An 18,092-nucleotide genomic window follows, 5' to 3' on the forward strand; every position below is an offset into this window, starting at 1 on the left:
GACCCCATGTCTACGCACAATTCTGGGAACAAGTACCACCTTTGTTTTGTCTGTACCGGTAACATCTGCCGCTCCCCCATGGGCGAAGTCATCGCGCGCGAATACATTGCCCGCGAGGGCCTGGAGGATCGGGTCTTTATCAACTCCTGCGGGCTGGGTGGCTGGCATGTAGGCCAGGGGGCGGATCGCCGCGCCGTAGCCGAGCTGGCGGCGGCGGGCTACGACGGTTCCCACCACCGCGCCGCCCAACTGGGCCCCGCGCACACCGGCGCGGACCTGCTCATAGCCATGGACCCGGGCCACTATGAGGGCCTCGTGGAGGCCGGGGTGCCGGAAGACAACATCCGCCTGATGCGCAGCTTCGACCCGGACTCGCCGGAGGGCGCCGGCGTGGACGACCCTTACTACGGCGGCACGGACGGTTTCACCCGCACCCGCACGGACATCGAGGCTTCCATGCCGGGGCTGATCGAGTTCGTTAAGAAAGGGCTGGCGCAGGATAACTAGCGCGCCCTCCTCGGAGGCTATTACGAGTTAGGCAAGGGGTTAGACTACAAAGCGTGAGTACTTCCACCACGAACACGCCAGATCGCCGCAGCACCTCCACTGGGCCTAAGTTCCGGGCTAGCTGGGCGTTGCTGATCATCATCGTTGCGTTCTTTTCCTATTTCGCGTTTACCATGCTGGCCCCGTGGCAGCTGGGCAAGGACAAAGACATCGTGGAGCGCAATGAGCAAATTACCCAGGCTTACAGCGAGGACCCCCGCCCTTACCAGGAGGTTTTCAACCCCGACGGTTCCATGCAGGAGGGCCGCGAGTGGGCCCGCGTGACCATGACCGGGCGCTACCTCCCGGAACAAGAGGTCCTGTTGCGCATGCGCCCTGTGGCATCCGGCGCATCATTCCAGTCTCTGGTGCCGTTTATCACCGATCAGGGCGATGCAATCGTAGTCAACCGCGGCTGGGTACAGGCCGGTGAGGGCGGCGCGGTACCCGAGATCACGCCGGCCCCGGATGGGGAGGTCACCTTGCTTGCCATGATCCGCCGCGCGGAGGCCACGCACCCCAACGAACCCTTTGAGGGCGAAGGCTACCGCCAGATTTACTCCATTAATACCCCCCAGCTCTCCGAGCTGACCGGCCAAGACTTGGGCGTTGACTATGTTCAGCTGTCCGACGAACAACCGGGCGTGCTCAACCCCATCCCCGTGCCGCAGATGGACCGCGGCAACCACCTGTCCTACGGCTATCAATGGATTGCCTTCGGCGTGATGGCCCCGCTGGGCGCGGCCTACTTCATCTGGGCCGAGATCCGCGAGCGCCGCCGCGCCCGTGAGGAAGAGGCGGAGATGGAGGCTCAGCTCGCCGCGCAGGCATCCTCCGCTAACCCGGCCGCACCGCCGGAGCCCGCCCCCTCCCAGCCCGCCGAGGCCACCACCCAGACCCCCGACCCGGCCAAGGAGCAGGAGCGGCCCGCCCGGCGCCACAGGGCCCGCTACGGTGATGCCAAGACGGACCACTACGCCAAGTTCGCCAAGCGCAGCCGCGAACGCTTCTAAGCATCGCGCCCGCGGGGCCTGCGCGGCGGGCCCTAGCCTCTCCCTCCGGGGCCGCACGACGGCGCCCTACTAGGGCGCGATGCCTCAGCTAATCCATGGCCGATTGTCTAATTCCTCCGGCCGTATTGCCCCATCGGCAGCCCCTATGCGAGGGGCTAGGCAACGCAGCGATCGGCTTTCCCGCTGCACATGCATCGGGAGGGCGTCGTGGAATTGTCGTGAAACGCGAATAGACCCCGTCCCGGTGTCCCGGGACGGGGTCTTGTATCGTGCGGCCTGAGGGGATCGAACCCCCGACCTATTGGGTGTAAACCAATTGCTCTTCCAGCTGAGCTAAAGCCGCATCCGCACTTGCTCTGTCCGGCTGTTGCCGTTCGTTGCTGTGCTGTGGAATACTTTAACCACTATCCTTACACAATACAAATCGCGAGGTTAATGGGTATTTTTCCCAGGTTTTATAGAACCAAAAGCGTGGCTACTTTTTGGTGTAGCCGCGGGCGACCAGGCAGCTGCCCTGCCACTCGCCCAAACGCTCCGCCTTGGTCTGCACCAACCCGGCCAGCTGGGCCGATTCTGAGATTTCACCGGGGGCGATAAAGCCAGGCTTGCCGGCGCCGGGGGTCAGCAGCCAGATTCGACCGGAATCCCCTAGCGGGCGGAGGGAATCCACCAGGCCGTCAACCAGGTCACCGTCTTCCTCACGCCACCATAGGAGGACCACGTCTACCAGTTCATCAGTGTCCTCATCGAGCAGGTCCTCCCCCAGGACTTCCTCAACGGCCTCGGAGATGCGGGAGTCGCAATCTTCATCCCAACCGCTCTCCAGAGCAATCTGTCCCTCTTTGATTCCCAGCTTAGCTACGAAATCACTGGCTACGCCGGTAGCGTCCACCACAGTTGTTAGTCCTCCTACGTAATAAGACGTGTGTCATCACGCCCCGTCTGCAAATCGGGGTGTTTCAACGCACTTTACCGCGCGGAAGCGGTAAGCGCCGCATATTCACCCGGATACCCGCCTTTAGTTCGCCCCTCACGGCAACCCCTACCCCACGGCCGGCCCCGGGGGGTGGGGGCAGGCGTTAAAGGAGGGAGCGGTCAATGCCCGCTAAGACCGGGTTAACAGGAATTAACTATTTTGCCCATGACTTTCTTTCCAACGCTGGTGGTAGCGCGCGCAAGGATTCCGCAAGGCTTTACAACATTCTTTGCAAACCTTCGATTAAGCGGCACACCTGCAGGGGGCGTATTCTGGACTAGACATCTGTGACTTTTAACCTGAACCTTTTTAGGAGGACTCTCCATGGCAGAGCAGGACGCCCACAAGGGCGATTCCAACTTCCAGCTGGTTCGTGATGGCGTTGCGTCATACATGAACGATACTGACCCAGAGGAGACCCGCGAGTGGATGGACTCCCTCGATGGTCTACTCGATGAAACCTCCCCTGAGCGCGCGCGTTACCTGATGCTGCGCCTGCTGGAGCGCGCTACCGCCAAGCGCGTGCCTCTGCCAGCGTTGACCTCTACTGACTTCGTCAATACCATCCCCACCACCATGGAGCCAGAGTTCCCCGGCGATGAGGAACTGGAAAAGCGCTACCGCCGTTGGATCCGCTGGAACGCGGCCATCATGGTGCACCGTGCGCAACGCCCAGGCATTGGCGTTGGCGGCCACATCTCCACCTATGCGGGCGCGGCCCCTCTCTACGAGGTCGGTTTTAACCACTTCTTCAAGGGCAAGGATGACCCATCCGGCGGCGACCAGGTCTACTTCCAGGGCCACGCGTCCCCGGGCGTCTACGCTCGCGCCTACATGGAAGGCCGCCTGAGCGAGGAGGACCTGGACGGTTTCCGCCAGGAGGTCTCCCGCGGCGAGGGCAACGGCCTTCCGTCCTACCCACACCCACGCGGCTTGCCTTGGTTCTGGGAATTCCCCACCGTGTCCATGGGCCTGGGCCCAATCAACGCCATCTACCAGGCGCGTTTCAACAAGTACTTGGAAATGCGCGGCCTGAAGGATACCTCCAAGCAGCACGTGTGGGCGTTCCTTGGTGACGGTGAGATGGATGAGCCGGAATCCCGCGGCCTTATTCACATGGCGCCGTTGTACGGCCTGGACAATCTGACCTTCGTCATCAACTGCAACCTGCAGCGCCTTGACGGCCCGGTTCGCGGCAACACCCAGATTATCCAGGAACTGGAGTCCTTCTTCCGCGGCGCCGGCTGGAACGTGATCAAGATTGTGTGGGGCCGTGAGTGGGATAAGCTGCTCGCCGCCGACAAGGACGGCGCTCTGGTCAACATCATGAACACCACGTCCGATGGTGACTACCAGACCTTCAAGGCTAATGACGGCGCCTACGTTCGTGAGCACTTCTTCGGTCGCGATGAGCGCACCCTCAAGCTCGTTGAGGACATGAGCGACGATGAGATTTGGGCCCTGCGCCGCGGCGGCCATGACTACCGCAAGATCTACGCCGCGTACTCCAAGGCCTTGGAGAATGAAGGCACGGGCAAGCCAACCGTCATCCTGGCCCACACCATCAAGGGTTACGGCCTGGGCCACAACTTCGAGGGCCGCAACGCGACCCACCAGATGAAGAAGCTGACCCTGGAGGACCTCAAGCAGTTCCGCGACAAGCAGGGCATCCCAATCTCCGATGAGGAACTGGAAAAGGATCCATACAACCCGCCTTACTACCACCCCGGTAAGGACGCCCCGGAGATCAAGTACATGCTTGAGCGCCGCAAGGAGCTGGGCGGCTTCCTGCCTGAGCGCCGCACGGAGTTTACCCCGCTAGAGGTAGTTCCAATCGACAAGCTGCGCTCGGTGCGCAAGGGTTCCGGCAAGCAGAAGGTTGCTACCACCATGGCGCTGGTGCGTACCTTCAAGGAAATCATGCGCGACAAGGAGATCGGCAAGCGCATCGTGCCAATCATCCCTGATGAGGCCCGCACCTTTGGCCTGGACTCCTGGTTCCCGACGTTGAAGATTTGGAATCCTCGCGGCCAGAACTACGTGCCGGTGGACCATGACCTAATGCTTTCCTACCGTGAGGCCACCGATGGCCAGATCCTGCATGAGGGCATCTCCGAGGCCGGTGCCACCGCCTCCTTCACCGCCGTGGGCACGTCTTATGCCACCCAGGGCGAGGCCATGATTCCGCTGTACATCTTCTACTCCATGTTCGGATTCCAGCGCACCGGTGACGCGTTCTGGGCCGCCGCCGACCAGATGTGCCGCGGCTTCATCATCGGCGCCACCGCCGGCCGCACCACCCTGACCGGCGAGGGCCTGCAGCACATGGATGGCCACTCGCCTGTCTTGGCCTCCACCAACCCCGCAGTTATCACCTATGACCCGGCGTTTAGCTTCGAGGTGGCCCACCTGGTTCACCGCGGCATCGAGCGCATGTACGGTGAGAACTCCGAAGACGTGATGTACTACCTGACCGTCTACAACGAGCCGGTTTCCCAGCCTGCCGAGCCTGAGGACTTGGACGTAGAGGGCCTGCACCGCGGCATCTACCGCTTCAATACCACCGAGGCTGGCTCCATCCCGGCGAACATCCTGGCCTCCGGCGTTGGTGTGCACGAGGCGCTGCGCGCGCAGAAGATCTTGGCTGAAGAATATGACGTCAAGACCTCCCTGTTCTCCGTCACCTCGTGGGTCGAGCTGGCGCGCGATGGCGCGGCCCGCAACAAGGAGGCCCTGCGGGCCGGCAAGGTCGAGGCCGAAAAGCCCTTCGTCACCAGCCAGCTCGAGGGCTTCGAGGGCCCATTCGTGGCGGTTTCTGACTTCACCACGGATCTGCAGGAGCAGATTCGCCCATACGTGCCGGGCGAATACATCGTTCTGGGTACGGATGGCTTTGGCTTCTCCGATACCCGCGAGGCCGCCCGCCGCTTCTTCAACAGTGACACCGAGTCCATCGTGGTAGCCACCCTGCAGGGCCTGGCCCGCGAGGGCAAGATTGAGGGGTCCGTTGTGGAAGAGGCTGCTAAGAAGTTCAACCTCGATGACCCGACCAAGACCTACTCCACCTCCAGCCCTGCTGAGGAAGAGCAAGCTCAGTAACGGGCGCTAAACCACAGGCGGTATCCCCCTTTGCGGGATACCGCCTTTTACGTATCTCCTGCCGCTTGCCCAACCCGGCCGGGTGGCGGCTAACTAGGCCTGCAGGACGCGCTCGAGCGCCTGGGAGATGGCCTCTGGGTCTTCCAGAATAACCATGTGGCCGGCCCCGTCCACGATGGTTTTCTCCGCGGCTGGCCACAGATCACAGATGCGGTCCGTCTGGGACTCGGGGGTGACAATGTCCATGGAGCCTACAACTACCTCGCCCTTGAGCCGCGCCAGGCGTGGGGTGGCGGCCAGCTCCTCATGGTCGAGCAGATCATCGAAGTAGCCCGCGAAGGAGGCCAGCGGCGTATCCAGCAGCATGGCCGCGTGGAATTGGATGCGTTCCATCTGCGGGAAGCCCGCCACCAGTGCGGCCATCACCGGCGCCACTAGGTGCGCCAGCTCGTAGCGGAAGAAGTTCACGCGGTCCGGGAGCGTGAGGCACGCGTTGTACAACAGCTCTGCCGCGGTGGTCTCCAGGATGCGGGCGATGCCCTTGTCTGAAAGCTCGTGGATGCTGGTGGCCACCAACAGCGCCCCTGAGATGCGGTCATAGACCTCTTGCGGGCAGCGCCTAATGACGTTAAGCGCAATCATGCCGCCCAGGGAGTGGCCCACGATGACGATGTTTCCTTGCGGGACCCGCTCCTTAATAACGGCCAAGACGTCATCGCCCGCGCCGTCCACGTCACACTCGTCCACTGGGACCTTTTCAGATAAGCCGTGCCCGCGGACGTCAAGGAGCACGGAGCGGACCTCGGGGTGCTCGCGGCGCAGAAACTCCACTTGATCGCAGTATGATTCCGCGCTCAGGCAGTAGCCGTGGATGAACACCACGGTGGCCTCCGCGTCCTCCGGGCCCACCTCAAACCAGGCTATGTCAAAGCCATCAGACTTCACGTAACCCTCATTGTCGAGATTGGTAAGGCCCGGTTGGGTTTTATGATCATGAAGCAGCTCGCGGACATCCTTCATTAAGCGGCGCCCGCTGGGTTTAAGCCGGCTGGCCCAGGATCCAGCCACCACAGAAATGCTTCGACGTATTTTCATGACTTAATAAATCATAGACCGATGCCCCCGCCAGTTACACTTTCCCTATGTCCAGTGATTTCTCCGCGGCCCTCCAGGCCCATTTCAATTCGCAGCAGGAAGCTACCTCCCCCAAGGATTCAGACACGTATGGCCAGCTTACCGCCCTCATTGAAAAGGTTTCCGGCGTGGATTCCGAATCGATTGAGCGCGACGCCAGGCTCGCGGATCTGGGCATTTCCTCGCTGGCATTGGTGGAGCTGACCGTGCGCGCAGAGGAGGCTTTCAAGGTCCAATTCGATGAGGGTACCGTGTTGAATTTCGACACGGTGGGTGATGTTGCCGCTTACATCGACGAGCGCAAGGATTAGCGCACCTCCCGCACGCCCGCGTTGAACCCATAGCGCTCGGCCAGCGCGGCGACCCGCTCCCGCAGCGCCTCAATTTCTCCGGGCGTGCCGGTGAGCACCTCACGGCAGCTTAGCCCGCCGCGCTGCCCGCCAACCCCGAGTGCCAGGGCGCGGGTGCTCACCGCGTCCCGCCGCCACCGCGTGCACCACGAGGCCTCGAGCGGATCCGCGCCCGGGATGGACAGATATGATTCGCTGACGAGGCAATCCACCATGGCCCGTTCGATGCGCGGACGCACGAAAGTGGGCATGCCTGAAACCTCTAGGACCACAACCTCGATTCCGGCAGGAATGACGGGCACTGCGGTAGTCCCAGAGCGTGAGCGGGCGGGTTCTGAGCACGCCGGGCGTGCGGGGGCAGCATTCATGGAAGCCTCAGGTGTTCCTTCGTGTAGTAAACGGCAACGTCACTCAAGACGAGCTCTGGCACATGGTGAGCATCGTCTTCCCCAACGGACTCAATCCCTGTGACCAATTGTCTTGTGACATCCACGCGCCACTATCACTTAGACCGCTTCCGCCATTTTCTGCCTCATAAGTCACAGCGGCAACCCTAAACAACCGCTTCAACCCCCGTTTACTCAAGTTCAAGTTCACGTTGAGATATGCGATTTTGTAAAAGGATCCTCATGGGGAACGCGGCCTAAAATCTTGGCCCATGGCACCGACCGGGCGCAGGTCTCCGTGGGCCGCGTTGATGGCGGCGGCCGCACCCGGTTCGCATACACCCCTGCCCCTGCGCGCCCTGCCTGGGACTTTGCCTACGGCAGCTTTCACTAAACCAACCCCCGGGCTAGTACCAACACACCTCGACGTTGTGGCGTGCGGCTAGGTCGCGGGCTAGATAACTATCCCAAGGGCCTCGAAGCTTCTTAATAAGCGGTATATTCGCAAGCCCCTTAAAAACTTAAGCGTTAAGCTCGGCCCAGATCTCATCGTTGGTCTGGGCCCACAGTGGTTTTGCCCAGTCCCCGAAGTCATGGTCCGTCAGCGCCACCATGGCCTGGTCACCGTCAATCCAGATGTAGGTGCCGGACATTCCAAAATGCCCCACGGTCTCAGGGCTGAGCTTGTTGCCGGTCCAGTGCTCGCGCTTGGCCCCCTTTTTCCCCTTGATTTCAAAACCTAGGCCCCAATCGCATGGGTTAAATGGGCCATACCCCGGCACCGTGCCGCGCAACTCCGGGAACTGAACCGTGCGCATTTCCTTGACGGTCTCCGGCGCCAGAAGCCTAGGGTTCATCACCTCTAGAGCAAAGGCAACCAGGTCATCGACGGTGGATACCAGGCCATGGCCCGCAGCCTCTTCCAACGCGGTGTTGTCCATCCCCAGCGGCTCAAAGATGCCGAGGCGCAGGTACTCGGGAAACTCAATGCCGGTGGCCTCTTCCACTAACTCCGCGGCCCACTCGTATCCAGCGGAAGAATAGATGCGTTTTTCTTCTACGCCTTTCTCCAGCTCGCGGGAATCAAAGCCCACGCCGGATGCATGAGCCAATAGGTGGCGCAGCGTGGAGCCCTCAGGGCCGGCGGCCTGGTCTAGGTCTAAGGCACCTTCCTCAACCGCCATCATCACGCCGTAGGCCACCACAGGCTTGGTCACGGATGCCACCGGGAAGCGGTGTGCGGTATCCCCCACGGTTTCAATGACCTCACCGCCGGAGATCAACGCTCCGGCAACATTGTCCGCGGGCCAGTTAGCAATATCGGAAAAAGCACTCATGATTAGAAAGTCTAGCGCCGGCCCATGCCCACGTACTCCCAACCGGCATCCTTCCAGGCCTGAGGCTCTAGGATATTGCGGCCGTCCAGGATGCGCTTGGCCGCAACCAGTTGACCCGCGGCGGCAGGATCCAGGTCCTTGAATTCCTGCCATTCGGTGAGCACCAGGGTCATCTGCGCCTCGCGCAGGGCGTCCTCAGTACCGCCGGCCAGCCCTAGGTCCGGGAAGCGGCGGCCAATGTTCTCATTGGCCTGTGGGTCATACAGGCGCACGTCCGCGCCGCGTTCGGCGAGCATGGTGGCGATGATCAGTGCCGGAGATTCACGGATGTCATCGGAATTGGCCTTAAACGCGCCACCTAGAACTGCAATCGGCTTGTTGGAGAGCTCCCCTAGGGCGTCCTCACACGCGGCAACCACGCGGCACATGCGGCGGGTGTTGATAGAATCAACCTCCTTCAAAAAGCCCACCGCGTCACCCACGCCCAGCTCTTCCGCGCGGGCGGCGAAGGCACGGATGTCCTTGGGCAGGCAGCCGCCGCCAAAGCCAATGCCGGCGCCGAGGAACTTTTTGCCGATGCGGTCATCGTGGCCAATGGCCTCGGCTAGCTGGGTCACGTCCCCGCCGGTGGCCTCGCACAGTTCGGCCATTGCGTTGATGAAGGAAATCTTGGTGGCCAGGAAGGAGTTTGCGGCCACCTTCACCAGCTCGGCGGTGGAAAAATCGGTAATCACCTGTGGGATATCGGCGGCCAGGAGATCCGCGTACACCGCGTCCAGAACCTTCTGGGCTTGCTCACCATGCTCGGGCGGCAGGCCGTAAACAATGCGGTCTGGGCGCAGGGTGTCATCCACGGCGTGGCCCTCGCGCAGGAACTCCGGGTTCCACAGCAGCAAGGCTCCGGCGGGCTTTACGCGCTCGTACAGGGCCGCGGCGGTTCCCACCGGCACGGTGGATTTGCCCACCACCAGCGGGCGGTTGCCGGAGGCGGTCTGCGGGTTGTCCCCCAGCGCCTCTATCACGGAATCCACGGCGGCGTTCACGTAAGTCATATCGGCAGCGGTGCCGTCCGCGGACTGTGGGGTGCCTACGGCGATAAAATGCACGTCGCAATCGGCAATGGCCTTAGGGGCTGGGGCCTGGACGAAACGCAGGCGGCCGCTAGCAATGGATTCGCTAAGAAGCTCCGGGAAGCCCGGCTCATAAAATGGTGGCCTGCCCGCATTCAAAGACGCAACGCGCTGCGCATCGACGTCCACGCCTATTACGTCGTGGCCCAATCGCGCCATGCACGCCGCGTGAACCGCGCCCAGGTAACCGCATCCAATGACTGACATCTTCATGGTGAAAATCCTTTGTGGTTTTAAAATTTCGAGGTAATGGTAAATCCGGCCGCTGGTTATCGCAGCGCGATGGTCTCAAGGGTGGTCGCGGTCCATTCCGGCCACCATTCGGCGGCGGCGGGCCTGAATGCATATACGCAGGCCAGGCGCAAAGCCGCGGAGTCTTCATAGGCACCAAGCCGCGGCCCCGGGGCCAGGGCGGTGATGCCGGCGGACAAAGCATCCGCCGTTTCCGCGCCCATCAGCCCCTGCAGCTTGCGCAGGCGCACGTGGGCCAGCAGGTTGCCCGCGTCTAGCTCCGCCTCGCCGTAGGCGGCCGTATCCAGGTCCAGAACGCTCAGTGTCCGCCCGTCCCAGAGCAGCTGCTTGTCGTGGAGATCGCGGTGGACAAGGGCGCGTCCGCTTTTCCCGACGCCCCCTTGCAGCGCCCCGCAGACCTTTTCCGCCGCGCGAACGAGCTCATCCGCATGCGCCACGCCGTGGTTGACCGCGTGGGCTACCCAGGTACGCAGTGTGGCGGCTTCATCGGCGGCGCTGAAAGTAGCCAGGCCCGGTACCTCGAGGCCCTGCCACTGCGGCCAGAATTTAAAGAACGCATCCCAGCCATCGCGACCGGAATCACCCATCTCATGCAGGCTGCGGCCTGGGAGCAGGGAGAAGGTGACACAGCCATCGCTGACCCCGCTGACCTGGGCCGCGCCCAAGCCAATCTGGCGGCAGGCCGCACGGATGGCTGTGGACACCGCGGCCACGTTCTGTGCCTTGCCGGGGCGCAGGAACTTAGTGATAGCCTCCTCATGCCTGACCACGGCGCGCTTGCCGTAGCGGTGCACCAACATCTCACCGGTGGACGTACCTTTTTCTAAGGCGCTAGCCAGCCCCGGAAGCTTGTTGTCCATACCGTATGGTGTCAATGTCACCTCACCGGAGTCATCAATCTTCCCGGCGCGCAGTAAGCCGCTGGAGTCACGGGTTTCAAAGGTGATGGTGCGGCCTTTTCCTGGCCAGCCACGGCGCACGTGTGGGGTATGCCCCAGCGCGCGTAGCGCGGTGGATAGTGAATTGGTTTTAGTCACCATGGTTCTTACTCCCCTTCCTGTGCTCGTTCCGGGGTTAGGCGCAGGGATTCGGCGATGGTCTGTTCAAGCTGTTCCAGGCCCTGGCTTACGCGCTCACGCCAGTCGGGCTGGGCGGTGCGCAGCGGACCCATGAGCCGGGCGGCCAGGGAATGCGCCTTGGCGGCGGCCAGCCGGTGTGGGGAGGGAAGCTCCCGCAGTTCGCCGTAGCCGGTGAGCAGGGCGCGACCGGCGGCCCCGCCGCATTCGGCAAGGTAGGAGCCCAAGTCCATGGCGGCCGGGCCGGCGCAGAGGCGGTCAAAGTCCGTCATCCACACCTCGCCGGTAGGCGAATACAAGAATTGGTCCGCGGATGCATCCCCGTGCAGTACAACCCGTTCACCGCCCACTGCTGGAAGGGTCTGCGCAACGCGGCGCACTCGGGCGGCAAGGTCGGCATCGAGCGAGTCCAGGATTCCGGCGTGGGCTTCGAGCTGCACGCGGCCATCCGTGCACGCCGTGTCCACGGCCAACTGGGCCGAGGCGTGAAGCCTGGCCAGCATCCGTCCGGCCTCTTCGTGCAGTGGGCCTTGGGCGGCGGCAGCGCCGTGGGCCAGGTCCCCGGCGCCAACGTAGGCCACGGTGCTGATATAGCCACCGGGCTGAAAGTCAATCATCGGTGCAACTTCTACTGCGCGGCCTACCGCCCGGTAAGAATCCTCGTCTAATTGCTGAGCGGCGGAGATTCGCACAACTTGTTTCCCCTTGCGGACAACCACCCGGCGCAGCGGGTTATAACGCAGGACTTCCACTCCCCCCAACTCGCCGGCAGACCGAACTGACAGGCCGGCCTCCTCCAAGACCTCGATGAGCTTAGGATCTGTGAGCATGGTGCCGGTTTGAAACAGAATCTCCCCGTCCAGCCACGCACCGCGCAGGGACTCGCCCCTCTCACGAGCTTTGTCCGCCGCCTTGGCCGCCTTGGACCGAGCATCAGGCCACAGCAAGCGGGCCCAGCCGAATTCGGCCACGCCATGCGCCGCACCATCTGCGGCGGGTGTGTTACGAACATAACCCACCGCGATGGACGTGCCCGGCTTCAAGCGCAGGTAGTGCGGGCGAACCGGGTGACCCACGTGCTCAGACAACCATTGCGGGTCAATGCACTTGTCCACGTATGCCTTGAAATTGGTTCCATGATTAGTCATTGCGCTGCCCAACCTTTACTTCCTCTGCCGCCGTTGCCTGCGCTACCCAGCGCTTGAATGTGTCATTAGTCCGTGCCAGCTCTGCCGGTGCTCCGCCGAACATGACCTTTCCGGCCTCCATCCACACCACCCGGGTGGCTCGCATGGCCACCTCCGCGTCGTGGGTGACGGACAAGGTGGTGCGGCCCTCAATGAGGCGGTCAATCGCCCCCATTACCGCGGCGGCGGACGCCGGATCCAGGCCGGTGGTGGGTTCGTCGAGGATGACAATCGGGCTGTTGCGCAGCAGGGCCCGGGCGATGGCGATGCGCTGGCGCTGGCCGCCGGATAGGGTGCCGCCGCGCTCGCCCACCACGGTGTCATAGCCATCCGGCATGGCCTCGATGAAGTCATGGGCGCCGGCGGCTCGTGCGGCGGCGATGAGGGCGGACTCGGACGCGTTGAAGCTGCCCATGCGGATGTTGTCCCGGATGGTGCCGGTGAAAAGCACCGCCTCCTGATGCAGCAAGGAGATGTTGCGGCGCAGCTCGGTGAGATCCAGGCCGTCCGCCGGGTGGCCATCGATGCTGACCGTGCCCCATGACGGATCCTGCGCGCGCACCAGCAAGGAGACCAAGGTGGACTTGCCGGCACCGGATGGGCCAATGACGGCCACGTGCTCGCCCGGCTTGATGAACAGGTCCACGCCCTTCAAGATTTCATTCCTGCCGTACATAGTGCGCACGTCCTTAAACTCCACGTAGCCCAGGTAGCGTTCCATGGCGCGCGGCTTGGCCGGGTTTTGAATGTCACTAACCTGATCCATCAGGTCAGCCACGCGCTCGCCGGAGGCGGACGCACGCGCAATGCGGCCGGTGTACTTGGCCAGGTCCCGCAGCGGCTTCATGGTGGTCTTGAGGTAGGTGGTAAACAGCACCAGGTCACCAATGGTCATCGCGCCCTCCATGACCCGCAGCGCGCCGCCCACCATGACCGCGGCGGTGGCCAGGCCCACGATGACATCCGTGCCGCGCTCCAGGCGGGCCGCCAAACGGCGGGCCTTGACCCCGTCCTTCAAGGACTTCTTGTTCGCGGAGGTAAAACGCTCACCCAGGTGATCTTCTAGGCCGTAGGCCTGCACCACGGTGATGGAACTCAAGGACTCCTGGGCGGTATTGGCCAGCTGGCCCTCCGCCTTACGGGTCTTGCGGGAGGCCTTTGTAATGGCCTTGGTGGTGGAAAAGGAAATTAGTGGGAACGCCAAGAGCGCCGCCACAACCACCAGGGAAAGCCAGAAGTCCATGACCATCATGACCACCAGCATCACGGCCAGGGTAATCATGTTGGCAATCAGCGGCAGCCCCGCGGAAACCGCCACTTCCTGCAGCTTGCCCACATCGCCCACGATGCGCTGGACCGTATCCGCGGAGCGGTTGCGGGAGTGATACTGCTGACTCAACCCCTGCACGTGGTTGAACAAACGGGCGCGCAGGCGCGTGGACGCCTTGGACCCCACCAGCGCAAAGGCGACGGTGGCCAGGTAGTTAGACAGCGCGCGCAGGCCCACCACGGCGATTAGCGCGATGCCGCAAATTATCAGCAGGCCGGTGGTGGCCGGGCGTCCGCCCTGGTCCACGCCCATGGACACGGATACCGCATCCACGACGATCTTCAGGGGCCATGGCTCAAGTACCCGGAAGGCCACCTCGAACAGGAGTGCCACCACCCCGCCGAGCGCCAGGGTCTTGTGCGGTTGTACGTCCGGCCAGACCAGGGCCACCGTGCGCTGCACGGCGCGCTTTTCGATTTTCTTACTCATGGGCAAGGCCCCACATGGTCTCTACTACCCCTGCCCAACTGTGCCTTTCCACGGCCAGCTCGCGGGCGGAGACGCCCATGGAAGCGCGCAGCGGGCCATCCCCCACCAGCGCGTCGATGGCGGCCGCCAGCGCCCGGGCGTTGGACCCGGGCACCACGATGCCCGCCTCGCGCAGCTCCAGGCCGGCGGCGAGTGCCCCGGCGGCGTCAGGAGCCCCGCCGCCGTCACGCACTCCTCCCAGCGCCTCCGGTACCTGGCCAATGCGGGTTGCCACTACCGGTAGACCCGCGGCCATGTATTCGTAGACCTTCAGCGGGGAGAAGTAATGGTCATCCTCGTTGTCCGGGGCCGGGTATGGGGCCACGCCGATGGCCGATCCGGCCAAGTGGGCCGGAATGGAATCCGGAGCCACGGCGCCGCGGAAGTCCACGTCCAGGCCGAGGGCCCGGGCGCGCCGCTCCAGGCGCTCGCGTTCGGGGCCATCGCCGATGATGCGCAGGCGCCAATCGGCACCGGCGGCAGCGGCGGCGTCGATGAGGAACTCCGTGCCGTGCCACGGTTTGAGCGTGCCCACGAAGGTCACCACCGGCCGGCCCGGGGCTTGCGGCTGCGGGGCAATGCGGTCCACATTCACGCCATTGGCCACCGCATGGATGCGGGCGGCGGCCGGGGAATCCGCCGCGACGAGCCCGCGGGCCCACTGCGCGACCTTTTCGGATACGCAAATCACGGCGCGGGCCGCGGAGATCTGCGCGCGCACCGCGGCCCGGGCGGCGGCCTCATCGACTAACACCCGGTGGGTCTTTTGCTCCTCAATCAAAGGCGCGTTGACCTCTAGGATGCCGGGCAGCCCGGATTCCGTCAGCACGGTGGAAAACAGTGAATAACGCTCGTAAACAAACTCGGCGGAGTCCTCGGCGAGGGCCGCGGCGATCTCGCGGGAGGCGGCAATCTGGGCCCGCTCGCGCGCGGCCGGCTCCTTGCTGCCCAGCTTGAAACGGGTGACCGGAAGGTCAGCCAGGTCCGCCGGCACGTCCCCGCCCACGCGGGTGGCGTAGACGCGCACCTCATGGCCGGCCTTGCGCAACTCGCGGATGACCTCCTGAACGTGCACGGATGCCCCCTTGGTGCCAAAGACGGGGATACCGGGATCCACACAGACGTATGCAATACGCATTAAAAGTGCACCTCCTGAGGGTGGGTAGTTACCATGCCTGTTTCAAGCTCACGCAGCGCCGCAGCCTGGCGGCGGTTATCGAATAGTTCCTCTATGAGGGCGCGGGCGCCGCGCGCCAACGTGGCGCCGGGAACGGAGCCGTCAGCCACCCCCTCCAGCGCGTCGGCCACATCCCGGGACAGGCGCTCGCCCAAGTCGCCCAGCTCGATGAGCACGCCGGTGTGGTTGTTGATGATCACCTCGGGCAGGCCGGTCACTGAGGTGGCGACCACCGGCGTGCCCAGCGCCATGGCCTCAAGCACTACGGTGGGCAGCCCGTCCATGTTCCCGTCGCCGCCGGGCACGCACGGTGCCACGAAGACGTCCGCGCCGCGTACCAGGGCGGACACCTCGGCTTGGGTCAAAGCCCCCACCATCGTGACGGATTCTTCCAGGCCTAGATCCGCTACCTGGGCCTCGAGTTGCGGGCGCAGTTCACCCTCTCCGGCCAGGGTGAGGTGCACGCGGATACCGCGCCCGCGCAGCATGCTGACCGCCTCGATGAGGTGGGCAAAACCCTTTTTCGCCACCAAGCGCCCCACCGCGGCCACCTTGAGCGTGGGGCCCACGGGTGCGCCGGCAGAAAACGGGAAGCGGGAAAGCTCCAGCGCGTTGTAGCGCAGCACGATGTTGGCTCCGGTCCCGGCCAGCACGCGCTGGAGGTAGTCCTCGTTGTACTTGGAAATGGCTATCACGTTGGCGGCATCCGCGCAGATGCGGCGCAGCCACACGAAATCCACGTCCTGGTGGAAGATGTCCTTCGCGTGAGTGGTCACGGTGTATGGGATTCCGGTCAGCTGGCTGGCCACCCACGCCATGCGCCCGGCAAGGGAGGCGAAATGGGCGTGCAGGTGCGTGATGCCATCCTCCTTGACCTGCTTTGCTAGCGCTACGCCTTGCGCCACGTCCGAGGCCTCCAGCGTTGCCAACTGCGGCATAATCCTGCCAAAGCGCTCAGCCATCCCCGCGTCCGTCAGGCTGGACGCAATCTGCTCCCAAAAGTAGCGGGGGCTGGTGGGGCGATTAATCCACCGCACCGGCGCCTTCACGCGCGCCAGCTCCGGGTGAAAGCGCGTGTCCGTGGTGGGGCGCATGGCGTAGATGGAGATATCCTCCCCTTGCGCCTCGCGGCCCAGGATTTCGGTGACCACAAAGGTCTCAGAAAACCGTGGGTAGACCTTCACCACGTACCCAATCTTGCCTGCCATCATCGCCTCCGGCTCCCGGTCCGTTGTCTGCTTTTTCATCAATCGCCTCTCCCGCTTCTACTTGACGCCCGCTAGCGCCATCGCTTCGGATTCCACGTCCGCGGCGCACAGGAGGTCCGCCGCCAGGCGGGCCATGCGGGTAAGTCCGTCGCGTTCGATGTCCGCGCGGTCTACGGCGGTGCCCACCCGGTCGGCGGCCCATTCGCCCAAGGTTTCCGCGTTCACGTCCTGCAAGCGCACCACGTCCACCGCGCCGTGCGCCTCGAGCGCGCGGGCCCTGATGAGCTGTTCCTTGCGCGGGTATTCGCGCGGAACGATCAGGGCCGGGGTGTCCGTGGCCAGGATTTCCGAGGTGGTGTTATACCCGCCCATGGAGATCACTGCCGCGGCCTCCTGCACGACCTTCGCTAGTCCCGGCCACATGCGGTAGAGGTGGACGTCGCGTCCCGCGGACTGGGCGGCAACCTCCAGCGCGGCGAAGCTGTTTTCACTCATTTGGGGGCCCGCGATTATCACGTGTTGGCAGCCGCGCGGGGTGGGCATGGCGGCGGCCGCGGAAAGCAGCGCGTAGCCATCGGACCCGCCCCCGGCGCTGGTCAGGATAAACGGGCCACACCACGGTAGTTCCGCGTGCGAGTCAATTTCGGCGCGCCCCTTGGACAGGTAGCCGGTGTAGCGCACCTTGTCCGCCAGGTAGGCCGGCACCTCCCCGGTGGCCACGGGGTCGTGGACGAGTTGATCGCCATAGAGCCAAATCTCATCGATCATGGTGCCTAGCTCACGCGCGGAACCCAGGCTCTCCCATTCCCGCGCGGCTATCTCTGGGGAGTCCAGCACCTCGCGCATTCCCAGCACCACGCGCAGGTGGGGGTTCTTCTTGCGCAGCTTCTTCAGCGGTTTGCGCAACTCTTTATCCACGCCGTACAGGTGGCGGTCCACGATGATAAGGTCCGGCATAAACCCCGCCAGGGCGCCCTGGATGGCCTGGGTGCGCACGGAGCGCAGCGTGTTCCAGTCCGTGTGAAGGTTTCGCGGCTCATAGCCGCCGTCTCCCTTGGCGATGGATGGGATGAAGAACCAATCAAAGCCGTCCGGCAGCGGGAATACGTTGGCGGCGGCCAGCCCGGAAATCATCAGTCCGGAGACCTTCTTGCCGGTGAGGCGCGGCAGGAGCTGCGCCAGCGTGCGGGCCAGGGCAAGGTTGCGGCGCACGTGGCCAATGCCCTGGGAGTCATGGCTGTAGAGCACCACGCGGATGGTGCGCTCGCGGCCATTGTCCCCCGCGCCGGAGGTTTTCTTAGTCGCGTTGTCCATCACTGCGTCTACGCCCATGGTGACGTACCCCGTTTCCTGTTTAATCTCGTGTGAATCCCAGCCGCCCATCCGGGCGCTGTAAACCTTGCTAACTACGTGTTTAATGCGA

General features: G+C 63.7%; 15 protein-coding genes and 1 tRNA gene. 4 read left to right on the forward strand and 12 right to left on the reverse strand.

Going from position 1 to position 18,092, the window contains the following annotated elements:
• Window positions 1–6: 6 nt before the first annotated feature.
• Together CENDO_RS08015 and CENDO_RS08020 are read left to right on the forward strand one after the other, a co-directional pair.
• Window positions 7–507, forward strand: coding sequence for a low molecular weight protein-tyrosine-phosphatase (locus CENDO_RS08015; protein WP_136141571.1), 501 nt, complete (start codon window positions 7–9; stop codon window positions 505–507).
• Window positions 508–560: 53 nt separating this feature from the next.
• Window positions 561–1,559 (forward strand): SURF1 family cytochrome oxidase biogenesis protein, encoded by a 999-nt coding sequence (locus CENDO_RS08020; RefSeq protein WP_342773400.1) that lies wholly within the window; start codon window positions 561–563, stop codon window positions 1,557–1,559.
• Window positions 1,560–1,829: 270 nt separating this feature from the next.
• Here CENDO_RS08020 and CENDO_RS08025 read toward each other — a convergent pair.
• Window positions 1,830–1,902, reverse strand: a tRNA-Val gene (locus CENDO_RS08025).
• Window positions 1,903–2,034: 132 nt separating this feature from the next.
• A complete protein-coding gene (locus CENDO_RS08030) occupies window positions 2,035–2,454 on the reverse strand; it encodes a DUF3052 domain-containing protein (RefSeq protein WP_136141572.1) in 420 nt (139 codons plus the stop codon).
• Between the two features lie 405 nt (window positions 2,455–2,859).
• Between CENDO_RS08030 and aceE the strand changes: the two genes are divergently transcribed.
• Window positions 2,860–5,634 (forward strand): pyruvate dehydrogenase (acetyl-transferring), homodimeric type, encoded by a 2,775-nt coding sequence (gene aceE / locus CENDO_RS08035; RefSeq protein WP_136141573.1) that lies wholly within the window; start codon window positions 2,860–2,862, stop codon window positions 5,632–5,634.
• A gap of 93 nt (window positions 5,635–5,727) precedes the next feature.
• On the opposite strand, the gene CENDO_RS08040 is transcribed toward aceE, so the two are convergent.
• Window positions 5,728–6,702, reverse strand: a complete 975-nt coding sequence (locus tag CENDO_RS08040) for an alpha/beta fold hydrolase (protein WP_342773401.1) — start codon at window positions 6,700–6,702, stop codon at window positions 5,728–5,730.
• A gap of 74 nt (window positions 6,703–6,776) precedes the next feature.
• On the opposite strand from CENDO_RS08040, the gene CENDO_RS08045 reads away from it, so the two are divergent.
• Window positions 6,777–7,079: an acyl carrier protein gene (locus tag CENDO_RS08045; RefSeq protein ID WP_136141575.1), complete on the forward strand. Its 303-nt coding sequence runs from the start codon at window positions 6,777–6,779 to the stop codon at window positions 7,077–7,079.
• Here CENDO_RS08045 and CENDO_RS08050 read toward each other — a convergent pair.
• The 9 genes from CENDO_RS08050 to CENDO_RS08090 all read right to left on the reverse strand — a co-directional run bounded on the left by CENDO_RS08050 (window position 7,076) and on the right by CENDO_RS08090 (window position 18,052).
• Window positions 7,076–7,486 carry a hypothetical protein gene (locus CENDO_RS08050; RefSeq protein ID WP_246014233.1) on the reverse strand — a complete coding sequence of 137 codons (411 nt, stop codon included), beginning with the start codon at window positions 7,484–7,486 and terminating at the stop codon, window positions 7,076–7,078. The genes CENDO_RS08045 and CENDO_RS08050 overlap by 4 nt on opposite strands.
• Window positions 7,487–8,025: 539 nt before the next feature.
• Window positions 8,026–8,841, reverse strand: coding sequence for a serine hydrolase domain-containing protein (locus CENDO_RS08055; protein ID WP_136141576.1), 816 nt, complete (start codon window positions 8,839–8,841; stop codon window positions 8,026–8,028).
• 11 nt (window positions 8,842–8,852) lie between these two features.
• Window positions 8,853–10,178, reverse strand: a complete 1,326-nt coding sequence (locus CENDO_RS08060; protein WP_210726593.1) for a UDP-glucose dehydrogenase family protein — start codon at window positions 10,176–10,178, stop codon at window positions 8,853–8,855.
• A gap of 62 nt (window positions 10,179–10,240) precedes the next feature.
• Window positions 10,241–11,263: a phosphotransferase gene (locus tag CENDO_RS08065; protein ID WP_136141578.1), complete on the reverse strand. Its 1,023-nt coding sequence runs from the start codon at window positions 11,261–11,263 to the stop codon at window positions 10,241–10,243.
• A 5-nt stretch (window positions 11,264–11,268) separates the two neighbouring features.
• Complete coding sequence (locus CENDO_RS08070) at window positions 11,269–12,447, reverse strand: phosphotransferase family protein (protein WP_136141579.1); 1,179 nt, start codon at window positions 12,445–12,447, stop codon at window positions 11,269–11,271.
• A complete protein-coding gene (locus CENDO_RS08075; RefSeq protein WP_246014235.1) occupies window positions 12,440–14,245 on the reverse strand; it encodes an ABC transporter ATP-binding protein in 1,806 nt (601 codons plus the stop codon). Before CENDO_RS08075 ends, CENDO_RS08070 begins: the two co-directional genes overlap by 8 nt.
• Window positions 14,238–15,422, reverse strand: a complete 1,185-nt coding sequence (locus CENDO_RS08080) for a glycosyltransferase family 4 protein (protein WP_136141580.1) — start codon at window positions 15,420–15,422, stop codon at window positions 14,238–14,240. Before CENDO_RS08080 ends, CENDO_RS08075 begins: the two co-directional genes overlap by 8 nt.
• Complete coding sequence (locus tag CENDO_RS08085; protein ID WP_246014237.1) at window positions 15,422–16,708, reverse strand: glycosyltransferase; 1,287 nt, start codon at window positions 16,706–16,708, stop codon at window positions 15,422–15,424. Before CENDO_RS08085 ends, CENDO_RS08080 begins: the two co-directional genes overlap by 1 nt.
• An 18-nt stretch (window positions 16,709–16,726) precedes the next feature.
• Window positions 16,727–18,052 (reverse strand): glycosyltransferase family protein, encoded by a 1,326-nt coding sequence (locus CENDO_RS08090; RefSeq protein ID WP_210726527.1) that lies wholly within the window; start codon window positions 18,050–18,052, stop codon window positions 16,727–16,729.
• Window positions 18,053–18,092: the final 40 nt, after the last annotated feature.

Source organism: Corynebacterium endometrii, from assembly GCF_004795735.1.
GTDB lineage: Bacteria > Actinomycetota > Actinomycetes > Mycobacteriales > Mycobacteriaceae > Corynebacterium > Corynebacterium endometrii.